24 protein-coding genes are annotated in these 22,155 nt (G+C 33.0%); 20 read left to right on the top strand and 4 right to left on the bottom strand.

Features of this window, described 5'->3' with window-relative positions:
• Nucleotides 1–76: 76 nt before the first annotated feature.
• Together B5D46_RS08945 and B5D46_RS08940 are read left to right on the top strand one after the other, a co-directional pair.
• Nucleotides 77–1,114, top strand: a complete 1,038-nt coding sequence (locus tag B5D46_RS08945) for a YeiH family protein (protein WP_078929167.1) — start codon at nt 77–79, stop codon at nt 1,112–1,114.
• Between the two features lie 326 nt (nt 1,115–1,440).
• Nucleotides 1,441–1,623, top strand: a complete 183-nt coding sequence (locus B5D46_RS08940; RefSeq protein ID WP_078929166.1) for a hypothetical protein — start codon at nt 1,441–1,443, stop codon at nt 1,621–1,623.
• Here B5D46_RS08940 and B5D46_RS08935 read toward each other — a convergent pair.
• Entirely contained in the window at nt 1,620–2,534 is a 915-nt protein-coding gene (locus B5D46_RS08935) for a helix-turn-helix domain-containing protein (RefSeq protein WP_078929165.1), read from the bottom strand. The genes B5D46_RS08940 and B5D46_RS08935 overlap by 4 nt on opposite strands.
• A 208-nt stretch (nt 2,535–2,742) precedes the next feature.
• On the opposite strand from B5D46_RS08935, the gene B5D46_RS08930 reads away from it, so the two are divergent.
• The 12 genes from B5D46_RS08930 to B5D46_RS08875 all read left to right on the top strand — a co-directional run bounded on the left by B5D46_RS08930 (nt 2,743) and on the right by B5D46_RS08875 (nt 13,679).
• Nucleotides 2,743–2,997 carry a helix-turn-helix transcriptional regulator gene (locus tag B5D46_RS08930; protein ID WP_078929164.1) on the top strand — a complete coding sequence of 85 codons (255 nt, stop codon included), beginning with the start codon at nt 2,743–2,745 and terminating at the stop codon, nt 2,995–2,997.
• 63 nt (nt 2,998–3,060) lie between these two features.
• Complete coding sequence (locus tag B5D46_RS08925) at nt 3,061–4,149, top strand: hypothetical protein (RefSeq protein WP_078929163.1); 1,089 nt, start codon at nt 3,061–3,063, stop codon at nt 4,147–4,149.
• Between the two features lie 2 nt (nt 4,150–4,151).
• Complete coding sequence (locus B5D46_RS08920) at nt 4,152–5,465, top strand: tyrosine-type recombinase/integrase (RefSeq protein WP_078929162.1); 1,314 nt, start codon at nt 4,152–4,154, stop codon at nt 5,463–5,465.
• 285 nt (nt 5,466–5,750) lie between these two features.
• Complete coding sequence (locus B5D46_RS08915; protein WP_078929161.1) at nt 5,751–6,335, top strand: hypothetical protein; 585 nt, start codon at nt 5,751–5,753, stop codon at nt 6,333–6,335.
• A 33-nt stretch (nt 6,336–6,368) separates the two neighbouring features.
• Complete coding sequence (gene mobC, locus B5D46_RS08910) at nt 6,369–6,986, top strand: plasmid mobilization relaxosome protein MobC (protein WP_078929160.1); 618 nt, start codon at nt 6,369–6,371, stop codon at nt 6,984–6,986.
• A gap of 112 nt (nt 6,987–7,098) precedes the next feature.
• Nucleotides 7,099–7,833 (top strand): hypothetical protein, encoded by a 735-nt coding sequence (locus B5D46_RS08905; RefSeq protein ID WP_078929159.1) that lies wholly within the window; start codon nt 7,099–7,101, stop codon nt 7,831–7,833.
• A 792-nt stretch (nt 7,834–8,625) separates the two neighbouring features.
• On the top strand, nt 8,626–8,958 hold the full coding sequence (locus B5D46_RS08900) for a DUF805 domain-containing protein (RefSeq protein WP_078929158.1): 333 nt from the start codon (nt 8,626–8,628) through the stop codon (nt 8,956–8,958).
• Between the two features lie 7 nt (nt 8,959–8,965).
• Nucleotides 8,966–10,327: a vWA domain-containing protein gene (locus B5D46_RS08895; RefSeq protein ID WP_078929157.1), complete on the top strand. Its 1,362-nt coding sequence runs from the start codon at nt 8,966–8,968 to the stop codon at nt 10,325–10,327.
• 114 nt (nt 10,328–10,441) lie between these two features.
• Complete coding sequence (locus B5D46_RS08890; protein WP_078929156.1) at nt 10,442–11,176, top strand: hypothetical protein; 735 nt, start codon at nt 10,442–10,444, stop codon at nt 11,174–11,176.
• A gap of 1 nt (nt 11,177) precedes the next feature.
• A complete protein-coding gene (locus B5D46_RS08885; RefSeq protein ID WP_078929155.1) occupies nt 11,178–12,515 on the top strand; it encodes a hypothetical protein in 1,338 nt (445 codons plus the stop codon).
• A 25-nt stretch (nt 12,516–12,540) separates the two neighbouring features.
• The gene (locus B5D46_RS08880; RefSeq protein WP_078929154.1) at nt 12,541–13,257 is read left to right on the top strand and encodes a hypothetical protein; all 717 of its coding nucleotides are present in this window, start codon (nt 12,541–12,543) and stop codon (nt 13,255–13,257) included.
• A gap of 74 nt (nt 13,258–13,331) precedes the next feature.
• Nucleotides 13,332–13,679, top strand: a complete 348-nt coding sequence (locus B5D46_RS08875) for a hypothetical protein (protein ID WP_078929153.1) — start codon at nt 13,332–13,334, stop codon at nt 13,677–13,679.
• Between the two features lie 678 nt (nt 13,680–14,357).
• Here the strand turns inward: B5D46_RS08875 and B5D46_RS08870 are convergent.
• Nucleotides 14,358–15,218: a helix-turn-helix transcriptional regulator gene (locus B5D46_RS08870; protein WP_159443075.1), complete on the bottom strand. Its 861-nt coding sequence runs from the start codon at nt 15,216–15,218 to the stop codon at nt 14,358–14,360.
• 309 nt (nt 15,219–15,527) lie between these two features.
• Between B5D46_RS08870 and B5D46_RS08865 the strand changes: the two genes are divergently transcribed.
• The 5 genes from B5D46_RS08865 (at nt 15,528) to B5D46_RS08840 (ending at nt 19,728) form a co-directional block, all read left to right on the top strand.
• The gene (locus tag B5D46_RS08865) at nt 15,528–15,767 is read left to right on the top strand and encodes a helix-turn-helix transcriptional regulator (protein ID WP_078929151.1); all 240 of its coding nucleotides are present in this window, start codon (nt 15,528–15,530) and stop codon (nt 15,765–15,767) included.
• 70 nt (nt 15,768–15,837) lie between these two features.
• Nucleotides 15,838–16,896, top strand: coding sequence for a hypothetical protein (locus B5D46_RS08860; RefSeq protein ID WP_078929150.1), 1,059 nt, complete (start codon nt 15,838–15,840; stop codon nt 16,894–16,896).
• On the top strand, nt 16,886–18,208 hold the full coding sequence (locus B5D46_RS08855) for a tyrosine-type recombinase/integrase (protein ID WP_159443074.1): 1,323 nt from the start codon (nt 16,886–16,888) through the stop codon (nt 18,206–18,208). The genes B5D46_RS08860 and B5D46_RS08855 overlap by 11 nt, the downstream gene beginning before the upstream one ends.
• Nucleotides 18,209–18,226: 18 nt before the next feature.
• The gene (locus tag B5D46_RS08850; RefSeq protein WP_078929148.1) at nt 18,227–18,607 is read left to right on the top strand and encodes a hypothetical protein; all 381 of its coding nucleotides are present in this window, start codon (nt 18,227–18,229) and stop codon (nt 18,605–18,607) included.
• 422 nt (nt 18,608–19,029) lie between these two features.
• The gene (locus tag B5D46_RS08840; protein ID WP_078929146.1) at nt 19,030–19,728 is read left to right on the top strand and encodes an exonuclease domain-containing protein; all 699 of its coding nucleotides are present in this window, start codon (nt 19,030–19,032) and stop codon (nt 19,726–19,728) included.
• Nucleotides 19,729–19,819: 91 nt separating this feature from the next.
• Here B5D46_RS08840 and B5D46_RS08835 read toward each other — a convergent pair whose 3' ends face one another.
• Both B5D46_RS08835 and B5D46_RS08830 read right to left on the bottom strand, forming a co-directional pair.
• Nucleotides 19,820–20,461 carry a DUF2846 domain-containing protein gene (locus B5D46_RS08835; RefSeq protein WP_078929145.1) on the bottom strand — a complete coding sequence of 214 codons (642 nt, stop codon included), beginning with the start codon at nt 20,459–20,461 and terminating at the stop codon, nt 19,820–19,822.
• 101 nt (nt 20,462–20,562) lie between these two features.
• Nucleotides 20,563–20,859, bottom strand: a complete 297-nt coding sequence (locus B5D46_RS08830) for a helix-turn-helix domain-containing protein (protein ID WP_159443073.1) — start codon at nt 20,857–20,859, stop codon at nt 20,563–20,565.
• A gap of 173 nt (nt 20,860–21,032) precedes the next feature.
• Between B5D46_RS08830 and B5D46_RS08825 the strand changes: the two genes are divergently transcribed.
• Nucleotides 21,033–21,263, top strand: coding sequence for a hypothetical protein (locus B5D46_RS08825; RefSeq protein ID WP_078929143.1), 231 nt, complete (start codon nt 21,033–21,035; stop codon nt 21,261–21,263).
• The last annotated feature ends 892 nt before the right edge of the window (nt 21,264–22,155 follow it).

Genomic DNA, 22,155 nt, shown 5'->3' with positions numbered 1-22,155 from the left:
AATTATATCTTTTTCAAAAGATAGAATAGAATAAGACCTGCGAAAGAACAGAGTAGAAAGTAAGAGAGGTCTTGAGATGGATTTTTTGAAAAAGAATTATATGGGAATAATGGTATGCTTCATTATTGCGCTTCCTTCATGGCTAATGGGAAAGAGATTCCCTGTCGTTGGCGGAGCGGTAATTGCAATCATTTTGGGTATGATAATAGCTTTATTCTGGAATGATAAGGGAAAGGCGGCAGATGGAATAAAGTTTACATCAAAGATGATTCTGCAGGCTGCGGTTGTGTTATTGGGATTTGGGATGAATCTGTCGGTTGTTCTTCAGACCGGAAAGCAATCTCTTCCAATAATTATCTGCACAATATCAACATCACTTATCGTTGCATGGATTTTTCATAAAGTTATGGATATAAAGAAGAATACGGCGACCCTTATCGGAGTCGGCTCATCAATATGCGGTGGCTCAGCGATAGCAGCTACAGCGCCGGTCATTGATGCGGATGATGATGAAGTGGCGCAGGCAATTTCCGTAATATTTTTCTTTAACGTGCTGGCAGCACTCCTTTTCCCATCAATTGGGAAACTTATAGGTTTTGATATCACAACAGGTGAAGCATTTGGTATGTTTGCAGGAACTGCGGTAAATGACACATCTTCAGTAACTGCGGCTGCATCAACCTGGGACAGCATGTGGAACCTGGGTAGTCAGACTTTGGACAAGGCTGTTACAGTGAAGCTTACCAGGACATTAGCAATTATTCCTATTACGCTGGTACTAGCGTATCTGCTGGCAAGGGAAGCGAAAAAGGATGGAAGCAGTACCAATGGTTTCAGCTTTAGGAGAGCATTTCCGATGTTCATAGTGTTCTTTGTTCTTGCTTCCATAATCACAACACTATGCCTGGGATTGGGAGTCCCTTCGAATGCTTTTAAGCCCCTTAAGGAACTTAGTAAGTTCTTTATCATAATGGCCATGGCTGCTATAGGCCTGAACAGCAATATAATCAGGCTCATTAAATCCGGTGGAAAGCCGATACTGCTTGGTGGTTGCTGCTGGATAGGAATAACAGTTGTAAGCCTTGTGATGCAACATGTAATGGGGATATGGTAAACGATTTAAAATAGATGTTGACAAATATAGACAGATCTCATTCAAAAATAGGAATCGATTATATCCTTAGAAACCGCCGTATATGAAGCGATAGACGGTAAGGACAATGAGGCAGTTTTAGCAGAAGCATGGTGTGAGATCAAAGTACAGATCAGATGATTATAGAATAAAAGTGAAGTAGGTTATATCGGAATATAAAATGACATAGCATAATTGAATATTGTTACCACAGACGGTGGCGAACGATCTTAAAAGATTATTCGTCCCCGTCTTTTTTTATCCATAAATCGCCGGAAACGGCAAAAAAAAGAAAGGAGATTTTCAAAATGGAACAGCAACAGATTTCAGCCAAAAAGCTGAAGGCAATGGAGAAGGTGAAGCGAGCCAATGCGGAGCTTGCCAAGATAGTGCGTGAGGAGAAGGAGCAGCTCAGAAAGACTCAGGATCGCCACAAGTACATGATGGGCGGTTGTGTAGTGAAATACTTCCCCGATGCTTACGATTATTAGGACAAATCTACAATCATTTCTTTGGCTATTCCCAAAAGAGTAATAGACTTCGCAAGAATTATTGATTTATTGTCATTAGACGAGGAAAATCTTCCCTTGTCAGTAATTGAGCTTATAACACCTTCATTTGTATCTAACGGGAATGATCGTGATGCATAGTTTGGATTTGCAGCGGTTAAAGTAACCAGATCACCTTCAAAAAACACACGTCTAAGCATCACAGGCCCATCTTTAATACTTAATAAAACCACCTTGTTATTGGCACGAGAAAACTTCTGTTCATCAGTACCGCCCATAAACACAGCATGACTAATAGATACCAGACTGCCTTTTACTACAGTTGGTTCCATAGAATCATCCGGAACCATATAGAAAAAATCAACAGCAGAGCTTGAAGGAACCTTCTTGAATTGACCAGTAGTAAAATCAGGTTTAAAAAACTTATTATGAATAGAGTTCCCAAGATCAGTTTCTGATTTATTAAAGTTTTTCTTTATCTGGTGCAGCTTCATGCTCAACAGAGCAGGAGAACAGTAATCAAGATCATCTTTAACCAGGATTGGTACAGATTCTGTGTGTTCAAGATCATTCTCATTTATAAAGCTTAGAAATATAGACGGATCTTCGTTATAGTACTTAGCTAATTCTTTAATTGATGAAGATTTAGGAAAACTTGAACCAGATTCCCATCCAGAATAGGCAGCCTGAGTAACCCCCAAAAACTTGGCAATCTCCGCTTGTGTCTTGGAGTGTTGCTTTCTTACAGCGCGTAATTGCTCCTTAAATTCATCAGTATTATCACGAATACAAATGAAAAAAGCGGCCTCTAAATCCTCTTCATCATCAAAGTTAGTGTTAGGTCTTACTTTTAACAACTTAGAGACAAACAATTCGGAATCTTTAAAGTTCATATAAGCTCGATATTTATATTTATCAGAAATTATCCCTGTTCTAATTATATTCTAATTGTTTGTAATTTGCATATATAAGCCTTTTATATTCCAATATAAACATTATTCTTATATTTTTATTGATTTAAAGCATTTTATAAGCTAACATAATTACATATTTTATATTTTTAAACATTTATAAACAATTTCTTATAAAGGAGTATAAAAAATGGCAAATAAAACAGATAAAATTTCAACTTCTCCAATACAGCTTCTCAATGAAAACATCTTCCTAAATACCATTCAGATAATGAAGATCTTTGGTATCACCAGAGCAACATTCAATAAATGGAAAAAATCTAAAGGTTTTCCTGAAGAGCTTTATTTAACAAAGCATCCGCTATGGAAGAGGGATGAGATATTAAGTTGGGCTGATAGCTTCAATAAGAATAACCCATTATGGAAACTGACAGAAACAAACTAGAAAAAAGGAGAAAACTCCCCGATGCCCTTCTGGAAAATTGCGCACCGGGAAGCTTGAAATGTTATGACTATTATAAATGAAATACTTATAAATAATAACGATAAATTAGACAAAATCTTAAAAATTACGTTTCCAAAATACTCGTTCAAACTGATTGATCTTGAGTTAGCAGCAAAGATTTCAAAGACCTTGAGAACTGTTGATAAAAAACTGTCCGGTTTGAGTGTACCAAACCTATATGACATTCCTGTTGTATTAAGACTTATCTATGCAGGTATTAACAAATATGAGCATAACAGCAAGGATAACCTCATAGTCAAACTTAATACAGAACAGATTATAAGAAGTTTATATTTACCAACAGAGCAAGGGACCAAACTTGCAAGAGTACATTTAAGACACATATTTCTTCTGATAAATGAATATGTTTCAGATTGTAATAAGGCAATTCTATATTTCAAGTTAAAAAGGAATTCCCCTTGCGTTCTTACTATTTATCCAGAATTTTTTAGTTTTGCCTCATCATTCCTAAAAAAGTGCTCTCAATATTCAGTAAGGCTTTACCCATACGCACAAAAAAAACTGGATGTACTGAAGAAAAAGGAGAGAGCATATGCGCTGTTTTTAGAGAAACTGTATTTTCAAGGAAAAATGAATATGCAGGGGGCAGCTTTAAGCGCTAAGACATTAAAACTCAAATCTTCTTTTGAGGAATGTAAATCCAGAATAAGAGATATGTTTAACAATCCAAACAGCAAACATATTTTTTCTTTCAGTTCCTTCATGAAGAAAGCACTGAACCTTCTTGATGAATATAAGTATGACGATCTGTTCTTCAACGAATTATCTAACAAGACAATTAGAGAGCAGAACAAGTACGGAAATTCACAATTATCAACCTACATAATGGCATCACAAAACCATGAAAAAGAAGAACATCAGATTGAGTCTGTAAATAATACAGTACCTTGTAATTCCACTGATGCATCTTCTCAATTTTTACCTGAAGCTACTGATAAGGATACAGGAGATAATGACGCAAACGAATACTATTCAAATCTTGATGAATACGGCTCTATAAGCTTTTCTTTCAATCCGGCAAGAGATGACTTCGATAGTTTTAATACCGGAAATGAACTTATAGGAGCCTAAAAATGAAAAAAATCATTACACACAAAGAATTTATCAAACAGATTGAAACCGCACTATCTAAAAATAAGAAGACCAGCATTAACTGCGGAGGAAACCTCTTTAATGAAGTATCCTCCAAAGGATTATGTACATTTTACGTAAGAATCAGGTGCTCCAACTTAGATACCAAGAAACTATTGGGCAGATTCCCTGATTTATCCTTAAAGGAAGCTCGTGATAAAGCCAATATAGAGTTAACCAGAGCAAAAGATGAGAATGAAAAGCAGCTGCAGCAATCTTCAAAACCAACATTTGGTTCATATTCATCAATGTGGCTGTCATTCTTTAAAGTTGATCCGAACAGCAATGACAACTCTCATAAAAATAACAAAAGACACGATAATCTTCGTGCATCGCTAAAGATTCTAAAAGGCCTAGACTCAACTCCTTTAGATCTTATAAATCCTAAGATTGTTGATTCTGTTCTTTCCAAGACAGATAAAACAACCGGAGCAAAACGTATTGCAATCAAAGCATTAAATCAATGCCTCAGAAGTGCTGTGGTTGATGGCATCATCGATAAAAATCCATGTGAGAACATGCTGAACAGTCAAGGCTTGATCGCTCAGAGATACAGAAAACCGAAAGTAAAAGGCTATGCCTGGGTTGAGGCAGAATTATTAAATGATAAATTCTTCAGCAAACTTACCAATGAGCCTTATATTCATAAGGTTTTCTATACCTTTGTTGCAATGACCAGCTTAAGAGTGGGCTCTGCTAGTGAATTAAGGTGGAGTTGGCTCGATTTCGATAACAAAGTCATACATATTCCTGCTGAATACATGAAAATGAATCGTGAATTTGATGTTCCGCTTTCTGATTTTGTTGCATCCCTTCTGAAAAGATGGGAAATACATTGCATCAGAGAAGAGAATATTAGTCCTTTTGTATTTTATGCAAAGAGTTCCCTGCAAAAACCAATACGACTAATTCAGGTTCAGGATCCTGTTACCAACAATACTCAAAAGGAAGTTACTTTACATGGTCTAAGAAAAACAGCAAGAACATGGATGGCAAAAATTGGAGTACCAGAGATGATTGCTGAATATGCCCTGTCGCATGAAGCTAAATCCTCTCTGGTAGCAGTCTATAACAAATATGATTACTTTAAAGAGAGAATCACTGTTATGAGATTGTGGAACTATTTCATTTATACACAGCTTCCGGATGAATTTAAAAATCTTATAGATCCTCCTGCTCAGGATTTTCTGAACAAATGCAAAAGTGATCTTGAAGATCAGTTAAGCAAGGTTGCTTTATTCAAATCAGAACATTAATTCTAGGTAGTCTAACTTAGGCTTATCAAAAAAAATGACATAAAAAATTATATCCATGGATATAAATAATAATGCCCCAGCAAATTATATCCTAGGATATAAAAATTGACATTTTTTGAGATCAAAAAGGCTAGTGCAGGATAGGCGCTAGTGCACAAAATGGAAACCATTTGCGCTGCGCCACCTGCTCCCTGAGAGCAAAAATAAATTTTTGGAACACCCAAAATGGAAGCCATTTGGGTCACGCTGAAGCGTGGTTCTTTCGACAGAATTTAAGGAGTTTTTATGGCAAGAAATAGATTAAGTATTGATCTTGGTGAACAGCATGAAGCCTGGATCAATTTCTGCAAAAAATACAAGCAGAGACCTTCAACCATGGCCAGAGAAGTTCTGTTAGATGTGATGATATGCGAGAAGTTAAATAACCCAAAAATCATAGCAGATCTGAAAAAAATATCTCATGCCGAGGCTGATAAGGTTATTAAGCAGAGAGTTTCACTAAGAGCAGACGAAATTGCCGCCTTGGACAGATTTGCTCAAGCAATGGAGGTAAAACGTCATGATGCCCTTGTAATGATTATAAGAGAGTTCGTTGCAAATGAGCCTCACTTCACTTATGACGAGATTTCAGCTGTATACCGCTCAAATCACCATATGAGAAAGTGCGTTGTAAATCTTAACCAGATGGCAAAGAAAATCAATTCTCTAGCTAAGGATGAAGTTTATTACGATGACATTAAGAGTCTTATAACCAGTGTTCGACGAGAATGCAGGGATATGTACAATAAAGTTGAGCTTCACGCCAGGTGCGTATGGGATATGGTCAATGTAGGAAGAAACAGAGTACTGCTTAATCCTATTTCAAAATAAGACATAACAAATAAGCAATGTCAGAGGCTCACTATGGAAAGAATACAAAAGAAAAGAAAGCAATTATCTCTCAATCTAGGAACTTATCATGAAGAATGGTTAATGCTATCAAGACAGTTTCAAGTTAGACCTGCAACCTTTGCTGCAGCTCTAATCAGAAATGCAATCGAAGCCCATAAACTGCAGCAGTGGGATGCATCAGATCTTAAAGCCTTAGCAGATTACCTTTCAACAGAAGAGAAAAAGGAATTCAAAGTCATTCTCAGAAGAGATGAACTTGCTGCCTTAGATAGATTTGCTGGTCATATGGGAATATCAAAAACTCAGGCTATCAGAGCTTTAATACGATATTTTACAGCTAATGAACCACAATATACGCTTGATGAAACTGATGCTTTAGAAAAATCAAACGGAGAGCTCCGTATGATAGGAGTAAACCTCAATCAGATTGCACATAAGGTTAATGCAATAGATATTAAAAGATTTAATGACTATGACGCACAAACTATCAAGGAACTCTTAAATCGACTTATTAACAAAACAGAAAATTTAAGAGGAGCAATACTTGACCATACTAAAAAAGTCATAGCGCTTATAAATAGAGGTCGATACCATCATGATTTAATCACCGGTGAAAGATTCTACGGTTAACAAAATCTAAGAATATATCGAGCTTGATTGCAACGGCAGCACAAGCCTTAAAAATTTTATTTTCAAAGTCCTTTATAAATCAAAAACAATAAGGGCTTAAGGAATATTCAGAATGAACAGATTTACAGAAGATTTAAAAAAAACAGAAGAATACGAAGAAGTTTTAGGAGCAGATGCATTCCCCCATCGTGAAAGAGGCAAGGCTGGGCGGCCTCTATCAACAGATAAGAAGATACAGATGAAATTATACAGTACTGAAGATAACAAGGAGAATCTTGAGTACATGGCCCGTCAGTATGGATTGAGCTCTTCTCAATTTGTTGAACTTGCTGTAAGTAGAATTTATGAAATGGCTCTCGATAAAAGAAGTGAATTTCTGCAAAGAGAAATGGTCTCTCAGGAAGAGTTTGACCGTCGAACTGACAAACTAACAAATAGACAGTGCCACGCCAGATGGATACGTGACCTAGAGTTGAACCTTCTTAGAAAGATTCAGTTTTCACAAGGAAAATTCAGTCCTGCAGAAATGATTGAGACCTTTGCATACATCAATCATCATCAATATGAAGATCAACTTCTGGTAAGAAGCTTAGAGTTCAAAAGACTACTAAAAGCAAAGGGATTTCGTGATGATGAGATCAGCAAGATCACCAATTTCATCTTCAGGGTCATTGAGAACTTCTCTAACAACAGAATGCTTTATTTAACTGAAGCTTATAGAACTCTCTGGAAGATTGAGAACTTTTACTGTGAGAGCATTAGTGATCTTAAAATCAATCGTAAGGCAGAAGATATGCAGGTTTCGGAGCAAAACATGCTACTGAAACTTGTACTGGAGCCCCATTAATCCCAAAAATTCACCTCCTAAATTATAAATGGCGCAGCTGCGTCATTTTTTTACCGTTAAAAACATGTAATAAACGGTTAAAAACATGTTAATAACAGGTAAACAACAAGAAAATAACATGTTATTTACGGTAAATAGCTTACTGCTTTTATCGCAATAACATTAATCATCTAAAGAAAGATTCTTTTCAAACTGCAAGCACTGCTTGCGACATAAACTATTAAGTTTATGTGTTTATCAAAATCAATTTTAATGATTTTGCACTCGGAGAGCAGGATCGGCATTTTCGACCATGCGTTGCATTTTGGGAGAAAGTGCCTATCCTGCACTAGTCATTTTGTATATTGAGTTTTGCAAAAAAATTGGTCATGACCAAGTTTATTTTTTACCAATTAACTTCTTATAGTAAATGAGATTTTTAGATTGAAAGAGCCATCCACAAAATTGTCACCACTGGTGACAATTTCTTATCTTATTGAATCTTAGTATAAATTCATAAGATTTTGTTAGGAAATCTCATTAATATTTGATTTATTAGCTTGTTTTAGTTTGTTACTGAATTTTCTCAACACTGGTGAGAAAATCTTATCTCATTGATACTTCATATAAATTTCATTGATTATCTAACTATCCGATATTCTGGATATAACTTAGATCAGAACCTAAAAACAAAATAGAACCTTTTTTCGAACCTCAGAAAAGTTCCATTGTATTTGTTATGAAAGGAACCGATCTAACATCATGTGGATTTCAATCTATACTTAGGTTAGGAATAGTATTGAGGTAAATAAAATGAATAATAAAGTAATGAAAAGAGGAAAATACTCGGTTTTTGCTGTTCTTTTCTTTATTTGGAGTTTTTTTTATCAATTTGCATCTAACTCGGCAGTTAGTCTTTTAGAGAGTCCCTATGCGTCAGATTCTTCTTACCTAATAGCTTCTTTTGTGTTTTTAATTGGAGTTCTAGTAACATTTTTATTTGCATATTTTTGTATGGCAAGACGTTTAAGAGATTGTGGGAAAAACACATATTTAGCATGGCTTATTGTAATTCCGCTGGTTGGTTTTGTTTTTATGATCTACTTATGCTTTGCTACAAACAAAAACGATACTAATCAACAGTAAATAAATTATGTTACGAATAGTTAGAGTTTATAAAACCGGAGTAAGTGATGATTTAATGTCATTTTCTTTTGTTTCAAAAAAGTGGCAAAAAGAACTTCTATATCAGTTAAACATCAACACTTATACGGTATTTGCTCAACCTATAATCGATGAAGATTACGTAAATTTTGTAACTTCAGTTACAGGAAACTTTGACTACATTTCAGAGCAAAATTCATTCATCTACAATAAAGAATTAAAACAATACGATAAAGATTTAAGTGAAATTCTGAGTTTTCTACAAAGTAATACAAAATTAAATGATCAATCATTAAATTCTACTAGGGAAACGTTAATTCGTATTCTCAAATCACTAGACAAGAAATATATTTTTGAAAAGAGAAATATCGTTTCTGTGCCTTTAGTAGATGAAACAAAAAAACCGGTAATTGTTCCTCCACCTATACCTAAGCCAATAACGACTAGTGTAATAAAAGAAAGGCTAAATCTTAAACCATTTTTTCCAATTCTTCCTTTGCTACTCTTGATATTTTTGGGATTATACAAGTACCTAGACGATTCAGAAGAAAAATGCATACTGATAACAGCAGAAAACAATAAACCACAGTTTGAATTGATTATAGATTCATCATCATCAATGATTGAGAGCTATGGGACATCAAATAGAATTACTTTGGCAAAAGCCGCAGCAAAAGAGTTAATACGAACTCTAGATCCCAAAATAACGGTTGGTCTTATAGATGTAAACGGCTGTCCAAAGGCGAAGTACATAGGAGAATTTCCTTTTGCAAAAAGAAATAACCTCATAAACTCTATTGAAAATCTTACCCCTCCTCAAACAGGAGGAACTCCTCTAGTTGATGCATTGAGAAAATTATCATCAAATATGGATGGAGTTAATTCTGAAGCCATTGGAATAATCATTACAGATGGAGAGGATTCTTGCGAATTCGCAAATCATTTTCAAACTAATCCGATTATTTCATCTTGCATACTTACCAATAATCCAGATTTAAATCTTAAAGATGTCTGTCAGGATACAGAAAATGATAATTTCTGCAAACAAATGAAGGTTCCAAATAATGCTTGCGCTTTAGGAAAAGAAAGCGCAAAGGGATGCACAATCATTACAAACAGAAAACTATGCTATGAAATTAAGGATATTTTCAACTCACATTGCGAAGTATCTAAAGAGATACATAAAAGGCAACCAAAATTAAAAATTCACACAATAATGATTGGCAGTAATTATGACATCTCTTGTATATCTAAAAATACTGGTGGGGAGTTTTTTACAGCGAAAAACGCAACAGAGCTTATACATCATCTAAAAAAAGCTGGAGCAAATCTGCAAAAGGTTTGTGAGTAACTTTTTTTAGATCTTGGATATTTGAAATCAGTACAATTTTTTTTTTAATTCTTTTCTATACTCTCTAGTGTATTTATTTGTAATTTAATGTTTTTGCAGATTGTGGGATTATGTATGACTAAAATTTTCTCTGTCTTGGTACTGTTATCTGTATGTACTTTACCTGCCTGTACATATATAGATTCAATATTTAATAAAGATGCTAGTTCGCAGAACACAGATCAAAATACATTAAATCAGGGATATGCTAAATTTGAAAAAGAGAGTATGACTAAGTCTCTAAATAAATACCAAAAGTACTATGCGGAAGGAGAAATTGTAGCCAATGATAATTATCGATTCATGGTTCCAACCAATTTCTCTGCAGTGGATATAGTTGTTCATGAAGGTACCTCTTCTGATGGTGATTTAATGACAGCTCACTCATTAGATGGAATGGCTCTTGTATCTATCCAAAAGTACCAAGGGAAGAGAGGTCCTGAAATTGGATGTGACAGCGTTGTTGAATATCAGAAAAATAACCCAGAGGTTAAATTTTTAAAAAAACCATACTTTGTAAAAACCAGTACTGGTTCAGGATGTGAGTTGTTTCTTCACTATACGAAGAACGACGGACTACAGTATGTTAGTTACTCATTTACGGAACAGTTTGACAGTATGCACATGTACGAAGTTTCAGCAACACTACAATATCCTGCATCTTATGAAAATTATATTTTATTCATCACTGAATTCTTCAAGAACACCTATTCTCCTGAAGTTCAACTTATCTTAAAACATATGAATAAAGAATATGCAAAAGGGGAAAAGATTCTAAAGAAAAAAGAATATAACGTGAGATTAAATTAAAATGAAAAAAAAAGATTTTGTTTTGACTTGCCTTTGTATTTCATTATTAACCGCTTTATCCGCTTGTTCTCAGATATCGGATTTAATGGCGCCGTATTTTCAAAATAACTCGAGACAGCAACTCAATACAAAGAAGAAAATAGATAGTCTATCGTATGAACAGACTCAAGCTTATGTTGCTAAAATTGAAAAAAATTATACCGCAAAGGGAATATTAAATTGGATAAAATCAGCAAATACCAATTCTTATCCACTAGCAAATAATAAATGTCGTATTTATTTACCTACGTCACTATTATGGGATTTAGTCTACACAGAGACGTCAAGACAAGGACTAAACAAACAAACATCTTTTTATTGGGATGGAAATTGTAAAAACGGTTTTGCCACGGGAGAAGGAAGACTGGTCACTTTAGGCGAATCAATTCATTTTGAAAGTATTACAAGCTTACAAGGAACAGAGGATGACCGTTATGCTGATACCATTTCCTATGATTTCGTAAATAGTAGGGTTCACTATTCCTCACATGATAAAACAAACGATAAACTTTTGTCCGTTAAGCAGATAATTACACCTTTTCCTGAGTTCTCTATAAAAAATATTCTTCATAGTTTTGATAAAAATGCAAGAATCTTCAATTATGTATCATCGCCATTTTCAGCTTCATATAGTAGTCAAATAATAGAAGACGGAGTTGAATACGTTTTCAATGATAATACGTATATACCTTTAACATCTCCAAACGATATTCAATTACAATTCTTAGTAGGAAAAAGTAGTAGTCCAACTGCTAATATAGATATCCAAATATTTGAAAACTTTACCTATGGTTCGTTTGTAATAGGAGAGTCAGGTCTACCAGAAGAAAAATTTGTATCCGAAAAATATATTCAAGAATTGTTTGACCTGTATAACCAGTCTTATTATGAAAAGAACACTATACAAGGAGTATACACAAAGCTTCTGCCTTTAAGAAATTCATACCATTACAATCATTGTGAAAAAGGAAAACTTGTCAACTACGCTAAAACCAAAACAACTATCTGTAATTTTGGAAGCAATTATTCTTCTCTATACTTAGATAAAATTAAAGAAACACTTGCTACAAATGAGCAGCTCTTAACAAAAGCTAAGAACTATGAACAAGCAAAACTAATAGAAGACCGATTGCAATATCAAAGAAAGCTATTGGAGGATGAAAGAACAATAAAACAGCTAGAGTCTGGAGCAATTAGTATATTTAATATTGCCTTAGCTGTAAGTGTAGGAAAGTATCCTTCTCCAGCATCGCTAATAAACTCTGCAACCTTTGTTCACTCTCTTGTTAAGAGCAATTAAACACCCGCTGTTGGGAAGGTTTGGTATGAAAGAAATTGTTACAAATATTATTATTCTTTTAAGCCTAAGCTCATTATCTGGATGCTCATATATATATTCTTTACTACATAGGAATGATACAACAAAGGAAAATTCCAGCAATGACGAAGGATATTACGATTTTGTAAAAGAACAAATGAAAAAAGAGATTAAACCCTTTCAAAAACTTTATGAACAGGGCGACATCGTAAAAAACGATAAATACAGACTCGTAATTCCAAAAGGATTTATTGCAATTGATAATGAAGATATAAATGCCCTAATAGCCCAAGCACCAGGTAAATCAATCACTGTATCGATTCAAACTTATGATGCAAAGAGAGAAGGAGAGATTGGTTGCGATAGCGTTGTAGATTTCTACAAAAAAGATCCTACAAGCGGTTTTTATAAAGCTCCTTATTTTATAAAGACAAGAAAAGGCTCTGGATGTGAATTATTTCTTCAACGCCACATTGAGAATAACGTCAAATATGGCCTCTTTACATTTACTAAACGTTTTGATGATAGTAAACAATTTTATGAAGTATCTTCAAGTATAAGTTCTTCCGTATCATATGAGGATTATATAGCTTTAATTAAAGATTTCTTTAAAACAGCACAATCTTCAGAAGTTCAGCAAGTGCTGAAATATATGGTAAAGGAATATGACAACGACGATAAGATTTTGAAAGAAAAACAATATGATGTCACATTAACAAAATAACTTGATGACCTAAAAGAGGAGTTTTTTTATATTTTATTTAACGAAATAGATTCAAGTTATAACTTGGAATTATTATGAAATACTTACTATGTTTTATTTCTTTAACATTTTTGTTCTTAAGTAGCACATCATATGCTCGAAGCTCTGATCTATCTAAGTATGTAGGGTATAGCATTGTTTATTCAGGGACTATCACTGGATTTGTAGACGATAGCCTTCGTCCAAACGGAAAATTTAATAAAAACGGTGCATTTGAAGGATGTGAATTTGGAAGAAAAATAATTATTGACTACCAATATGCAGTAACATGTGAAGACTACGATTACACATATTCTTTTATGCCCCAAGTCACAATAATTTCAAATGGAAGAGATGCAAAAATGATTGTTGAAAATCAGGTATTTAACATTCGGTTAAAGTGAGAATATCATCAGCGAGAAAACTCTCTAGTAGTTTCTTAGCGATATTAACAATAAGTAATTAAACTACTGGTACTTCCATCGAAAATGCCTTATTTATCCACATTATTTTTTCCACATAAAAGTAACTCTATATAAATAGAAGATCTCTATAAGATCTCTATACGCAGAGTTCTTTTCAAAAACAAAATATTTTGGGGAATATTCTCCAAAACGCTACTCACCAAATTCACCAAATTTCAATTCACGTTTGATGGTGAATTTTGGCGTTGCTTAGCTAAAAATGCCACAAAGTTAAAATTTTGAATAATTAGACAAATTATTTGAAAAACAAATAGATAGAAAAGTATTTTCTGGCATTTTGGTTGGGGAGAAAATTTCAAGAAATGAGATTTGTGGTGCGAAGGAAACACAGTTTTTTACTATTTTTATTTTTAAAATCAGTCTGATATTTTTTTTTGAGTAACAAAAAGTAACAATATCTAACTACTCCTAAACAAAAACTACTATTGAGAAATATAAAAATAATCACAAATATTCATCAGTTTTTTTCTTTATCCTAAAAAGAACTTTTCCTCGTTATAGTATAACTTTCTCCCGTTTTGGTATGACTTTCTCCCGTTTTGGTAAAACTTTCTCCAGTTTTAGTTTTTTTTCAACAGCTTTCCCACAAGTAAAATTTTATAAAGTTTGTATACTATAATAACCAGAAACAGCAATACCTAATATTTCGATTTCATCTGGAGAATAGTTTTCTCGAATCTTAATAGGTTTTTTACTATAGTTATTTCCAGCATCATCTCCTAAAAAAATACCTAATTCTGGATTTATTCTTGTATTCCATATAAGAAGAGAGACTATTTCCTCTTTTTCAGAGAATTGGACTTCTCTTATAATTGCGCTATTTCCTTTGCAACTAACTATAGCCACCATACCGCTAACAAACTTTAAAAGTTGGTATTTAGTTAAACCTTGAGGAGAACAAAAGCTACAAAGAAGATAACTATCTTTAGTAATTTTTTTCTGGGTTCCTTCCATTAGTGTATCGGTAACCTTAAATGCAAAATCATATTTTTCTGATTCTAAAATTCTAAAAGTCTCTATACAGCTTGTCTCAGATAAATATTTTTCTAATTCTGTATTTATAATTTCAGGTTTTAAACCAACAAAAAAATTAGGAGGTAAAACGGGAACAGACTTAGAACCAAAAGGCTTATTGATGGCGGAAACGATAAATTGAACAGGATCTTGCAAATTCAAAAGATCTGTTAATTTTTTTATAAATTCAACTTTTGGTATATGTTTACCAGTCTCCCATGAAGAATATGTAGCTTGTGTAACGTTTAATGCTTTTGAAATGCTAGTTTGAGAATAACCACAATTCTCTCGATACTCTTTGAGTTTTTTTCTAAAATGCTTGTGATTTAGTTTTAATGCCCATAAATAAGCCTCTTCAAATAAAGACTCATCATCATCAACAGAAAGGTCTGGAAAATATGTTTTAAGATAATCGCACAAAAAAATGCTTTCATTAAAATTCATACTCAACATCCCCTATATTCACTACAGCATTAAACACTAATTTTCACTTTATATATATATTCTATATACATTGTATATAGTTATATATTACATCAATTTTGTTCACTTCAATCTTCTATCATCTGTAAACAAATAGTTATATTGTTTTCTGCTTTATATTCAACAAGTTAATCCATTTCTTCTTATATAATTTAAACAATATATTTATATTATTTATACAATGTATTGCATAGTTTTAACTTTGTATGTATTATTAATTACACAGTTACAGTTATATTACATTTTTAATATAGAAGAGGATTATTCAGAATGCCAAAAAAAGAAGAACTGACACCTGTATTGATCGTTAATGAAAAAATATTCGTCAATTCGACAGAAATAATGAAACTTTTTGAGATAACAAGACCAACTTTGGAGAAATGGAAAAAAACAACCTCTTTCCCTAAGGCAATATGTCTCGCTAGAAGACCAGTTTGGATGACAGAAGAAATATTAGATTGGGCGAAAAGCCATCGAATCGAAAACCCTTTATCTAAAGAAATGCAATAAATAGAAATAAAAGGAGAAAGCTCTTAATTGCAATTATTGGAAGGAATGCAATTAAGAGCTTCAGAAATCTATGACTCGTATTATAGCAAACAAAGAAAAGAATAAAGAGATTACTAACGCAAATTTGTTGATTTTACCACCAGCACCATACAAGTTTTCTCTAATTAGATTAGATTACCCAGCAAATCTAGCAATTGAATTAAAAAAACAAAATATAAAATATTCTATAGCAGCCTTGTTTGATATTGCTCCACTTTTAACCCTCATCGAAGGCTCCTTAAAAAAAGAAAAAAATCTAAAAGGGAAAAGCTGCTCTTTCATTATCGATTGTAAAGAGTACGCAAAAATGCTTTATAGAGGAGAAGAAACACAAACAAATAAAAATAAATGTTCTAAGAACTTTTATAAGGTATTACATCTAATTAACGCAATTGATTTTTCCTTTCCAAATATTAAAAGCAAAAATATGAATTCCTATCTAAAAAAGAACAGAAAAGAGAAGCATATTATTAAATTTAAATTAGAAAAGGGAAACAAATGCGTAGTAACGATAACAGAGGAATTTAATAAATATGTAGAAAAGAAGATAAATCAAAAAACAGGTAATTGCATAAGAATATTTGAAAAAGGAAGAAAGTATTTAGGAGAACTCAGACAAGCACAAAGAGCATATGCATATTTCATTGAAGAAATATATTATCAAAGTGAAATTGAACTAAATAAAGATCCGATTTTTGCAAAAAGAAAAAAAATAGAAAGACTCAATTTTCTATTTTCAAATGAATCCATATTCAAGAAAAAGAAAGATAACTCTTCACATCAATTTTCATTTACTGAAATAAAAAAAGCAGCCGAGAAAGCCTTTAGAAATAAAAAAATAGGTAATCAAGAATTACATGAAATTGTATTAGAAAATTTAAATAACGCAACCACACAAGGAATATCACCGCAACAAATATATGAGAATGGAAGAAAAGCTTTTGCAGAAATAAAAGAAGCACAGAGACTAGGAAAAACAGACGAAGAAATGAAGCAGATATTTTCATTTCATTCCTTAAACCCAAGACAAAAAAATATCTGCCGAATGATTGCAAATCAACAATCATATGGAGTTCAAGATGCTTTATAACAATTTAGTATCAGCAAAAGAGTTGGACGCCAAAATAGCCCAAGCGGTCAAATCCGGAAAGAAGACTGTAATAAGTCTAAATGGCTCTTTGTATTGCGTTATATACAAAAAAAAATGGACATTCGCTGTGCGAATGAAAATCAACAATAAAGATAGGAGAGTATCTATAGGATATTATCCAGACATGACACTTGCTGAAGCACGAGCCCGCGCAAAAGAAATGGCAGGTATTCTACCTCAAAATAAAACAAAACAAAGTAAAACTAAATCATGTACTTTTGGAGAATACTCCGATAGATGGAAAGAAACTAAGAAAGCAAATCCTAACAAAGAAAAAGGACATAAAAACAATAAGTGGTATCGAGCAGTCTGCAGTTCACTAAAAATCCTAGAAGCTTTAAATGAATATCCATTAGATGAAATTACGCCAAAACTGGTAGACCAGATACTGTCAGCACAAGATGATGTAACAGATTATCCCAAGCATCGAGCTATTCAAATACTTAACGAGTGTTTAGATTGCGCTGAAGTTGAAGGACTAATTAAAAAAAATCACTGCAAGAACATGCTTAAATCCACAAGTGAACTTTCCATAAAATATAGTAGGCCAAAAGTAGAAAGTTTTGCATGGGCAAAAGCTGAGAATCTAAAGAATGAGTTTTTTATTAAATTAGAAAATCAAAAAAAAATTAAGTACATGTATTTTTGGTTACTCTTAGCATTCACTGCATTAAGAGTTGGATCAATATCAAATTGTAAATGGGAATGGATAGATTTTGAAAAAAGAGTGGTTCATATACCTGGATTCTATATGAAAATGGGGCGTCCTTTCGATGTTCCTCTTACTATTTTTTCAATGGCAGTATTAACTAATTGGAGAAAATACTGTGAAGAAAACGGCTGCCTCGGTCCTTATGTTTTCTCAGCAGAAAGATCTTTATTAAAACCAGTGCATCTTCCTTCAATCCAAACATATGTTGCAGCAAATACATCAATTACAATGCACGGAATGCGAACATCATGTATTACGTGGCTAACAGGATTTGGAATCCCATATGAAATAAGAGAAGAAGTTATTTCTCATTCACTTCACGGACAAACACAAGTTGCAGCAGTATATAACAGACATGATTATTTCAAAGAAAAATTCTACGCACTTCGTCTATGGGGATATTTTATTTATGAATACCAACTCACAGAGCCATTTAGAAAACTGCTTAACGGTATTAATCCAGAACATCTCAATGAATATAAAGTAAAATATGAAGAGATAAACAAGAAAATCCAAGAGACTTGGAATAAACTCTACTAGATATAAGGATGAAATTAAATGAAGAAACTAGCAACAATTCTTCTTTGTTTTATGTTCATAAATACAAAAACTTTTGCTGCGACTGGCTCTGCAATTGTAGCTGTAGGAGCAGCCGCCATGGCCGCTAATCATAAAAAAGCAGAAGAAAAGAAAAAAGAAATAGCTACAACTGAAAGCCAGAGATATAGGGCAGATAAACTTGTAATAACCTGTAGAGCTCATCCTTCATTATTCAGCCATAACAAAAATGCATTTAGTGACGCAATAGAGAAATGTGAAGATAAACTTAAACAAATTATTCCAGATGCATCGTTAGGCGATGTTTTATATATCAGGGATGAAAAAGATTTTGTTTACATCGACTATGAAGTAGTAAGAACGCCTAGAACGGAAAATTAAACATGAAGATCATTGAAAAAAGCAAATCAATAATTTCTTCTTTTATTTCCGATGTCTTGAGCTGTGATTATGGAGTAGCAAGGGAAAATCTACATGACGTATATATTTTTGTACTTTATAAGGATGACTCTGAATTCACATACAGTTCAATATACGCCTCAAATCACTATAGTCCTGTAGTTAAACAATCGGGAGTATTCAGAAGATTTAAACCAGTAAAAATATGTTTTTGTATCGCAAATAATCATGCGCTCGTAGTAAATAATACACAGCGCACCGAAGAAGAGTGGAAAAGCCTTTTCAAACAAAAGTTTTGTATCAATTGTTGTTAGTAAAATGGCAGGACACCCTGCCATTACCGCATAAGATAATTACAGTAAATATTCCTTCATCCAAAATTTTATAAGAAAGAATGCTTAATTATGTGGAAGAAAAAAGAAATTGACTACAACAATAAAGTTGTTTCATTAGATATAGAAGCAACTGGATACGGTAGACTTACTGATGTAATCCAATTTTCAATGATAAACGAGAATAGGAAATCTCTTTTTAATATTTATACCCGACCAAAGAAATTTACAGAAAAATTCTTAAAGAAACAGTTAAAAAGAACTTCAAAACTTAATAGGATAACGTTCGATAAGATAAAAGACAGACCTCCACTATATAACTATAGGGAATCAATTCAAAAATACTTAAACAGTGCTGATATTATTATTGGTTTTGCAATCAAGAACGACATTCAATGGCTTAATCAAAATAAAATCTTTATCGAAGAAGGCAAGAAAATTATTGACGTACAGTTATTATTCAAAATCTATATGTACGTCCAAAAAGAGCAGTCTGACTGGTATAAACTTCTAACTCTTGAGAAATGTGCTGAATATTGTAACTATGAACCACAAAAAAAAGCACGTCGATTTCATAATTCGCTAGGAGACGCAGAAGCAACAATGTTCTGCTATGAATACCTGCAATGTCATTACATTAACCTTGACGTTGGCATTACCGATTCAAAAGGGAATCAGTTATTCACAAAGAAAGATGTCGACCAAAACTTATCAACTCTAAAAAGGCAAAGCGCCCTACTAAAAGATTTTTCTTGCATTCAGGCGGATTAATTTTTTTGTTAAATCCATTCACTTTGTCGTAACAGGAAAGGAATGACAGGCTAAGAGTCCCCCAAAAAAAATCCCCATTCGGGGATTTTAGCTATTCCATCGTCTTTAAAACTTCTTGTGCCTTATTGCCTAAACGCTGCCAAGCTTCAGCATCATCTCCTGTTAGAGGTGCAGGAATTGAGCCTTTTCCTTCTGAATAATCTGCGTCAGCTAAATCACGTGTCCTATCGTCTTGATCTTTTGCTCTTACAGCATTCATAAGAAGTTTAAATGCATCATTTTCTGAAATCTTAACTAATCTTGCTCCTTGAACCATTGGTCTATAAACGATTTCCTGCTGGTAGAAGTAATTCTCTCCCTCTTTAAATTCACCAACTAAATTGTTAACTCCAATTGATGATTCTGTCTGCAGTAAGTGAGTACCAGGTTTTACTAATCTGTAAAAGAATCGCCCTACATAGGTTTCACCGACAAACTGTCCGTCGACATACAGATCTTTGTTTAAATTTGCACCTTGTACTAAAACTTCACGAATAAAGTATAAACCAGCATAGCCTTTTGGTGGTTTTGGAAGAGATTTTGCGTATAAATTTACCTTTTCAGCTTCTACTCCTTTGTCGTATGATTCAACTCTGGTTGCACAGCCTGTTAATAAAGCTGCACAAGTCGCAACTGCAACTACACTTAGTAATTTGTACTTGAACTGTTTTACTAATGTTTTGATCTTATTCATTTATAGTTCCTTTTGTTAATTATCAAATATTGTAATCTGCTTTATAACTCAGTACTGTTGTCCTCCCATCTTATGCTTTTGTAAAAATTTCAGATTTACTCTCATGGTTTGGAACAGGGCGCAGATAGTGTTTTTGAGTTACCTTTCTTTAATACGACCTTTAGAAAAGTATCAAGTGAACAATGAATGCGAATATTATAGTTAAAATGCTCTTTGAGAACTGAAACAAAGACTTTAGATTGTCCAGGAGAGATTTCTTGCTTTCCAGATTCAAGACGAATAAGACGTGATACAGGTATATTTAGATGGTTCGCTAAAGTATCTTTAGTTAATCCCATTTTTTCCCGCAGATAGCAAATTTCCTCACCACTAAACAGGTAGTATTCAATCTTCTGCATTTTACTCCCAAATCTTTTACTACCCAAATTATAGTTTGTAAGGAGCTTTTTTTCTATTTTGTCTTTAGCATTATTCCAAAAACTATAAAACATGTTATTAACTGTAAAAAAACATGTTTAATGCATGTTATTTACGTGCTATAACTAAATTATAAGATGGAGGCGAATTTTATATGATGAACGAAAGAGAGATTTCAGAGTGTAAGTTGATAACTGAAAGACTAAACGACATTTTTGCGATTACTTATTATATTTCGATACGATTTGATGAAAAAAAAGAGGAAGTAAGCGTATTCAGGGTTACAGACGTTAATCAAGAATACCCTCTAAAAACTATAAACGTAATTGACGATAATCCTAAAGGTTTTCTTCTTGATGTATTGGAAGGTGTCTCAGAGTATTAAATTACATGCTAATTAAAGCAAAAAAAGCCCTTCCAAAGAGGCTTTTTTTGTATTAAACACGTTATTAACATGTTTAATACATGTTATTTACATGCTTGCCTTTCTATTTTTTCAATTACCTTCCAGAATTGGTCTTGCTTGTCTAAATAACTCTCTCTTATTGCTTTTGATTCTTCGTATGCAGCATTTTTCCTAGAAGTATCTCGGCAATGTAATAATGCTGTGTAAATCAAGTTATAGTCATTCTCTGTAAGTGAAAGAGTTATTGTTTCTTATTTTGGGGAACTCATTTTAAATTTTCTCTGCTCTGGTAATTTTCTATTTGAAATAAAAACTAATAAGAATTGTATTAAAGAAACCATATCATTTAATTAGAGAAAAAAACTTCATTTTGGAAAGTAACAGATACTATAGTTTTTGAAGCATCCTAGCTCTCATCTATTTTTCTATTTCTTAATCCTGCTTTTCTGATTTTTGAAACATAATGTACATAGGTAATTTAGTTTGTCGCAAAATATAGATGTTATGAAATTATATTTGTCACACAAAATTACAATTATCTTTGTCGCATATTATGTGGAGAATTAATTTAAACATACCTAGGATCTTAAGAAATTTATTCTAGGATCCTCATAAATTAAAGGATATGCAACTGTTACCAGTTGCGATCCGTTGCTGAATTAGTTCAGCATAAAAAGTTCTTTAAAAATTTGATATATAGATCAATGTGTTAATAAAATATACGGAGCTTTATTCTGATATTTTGCAATTGTTTTATCCGTAAAATTGGATTTTTGTGAAAAGGTTGAAATGTGGTTGATTTGAAAGGAATTAATTGATTTATGGTTTTCTGTTTAATATAATTAATGTGTTCAAAATCAAAGAATTAAAC

The organism is Succinivibrio dextrinosolvens DSM 3072 (assembly GCF_900167015.1).
Classification (GTDB): Bacteria; Pseudomonadota; Gammaproteobacteria; order Enterobacterales; family Succinivibrionaceae; genus Succinivibrio; species Succinivibrio dextrinosolvens.
Note: the sequence above shows the minus strand (reverse complement) of the source record. Positions and strands in the feature narration are given on the sequence as shown.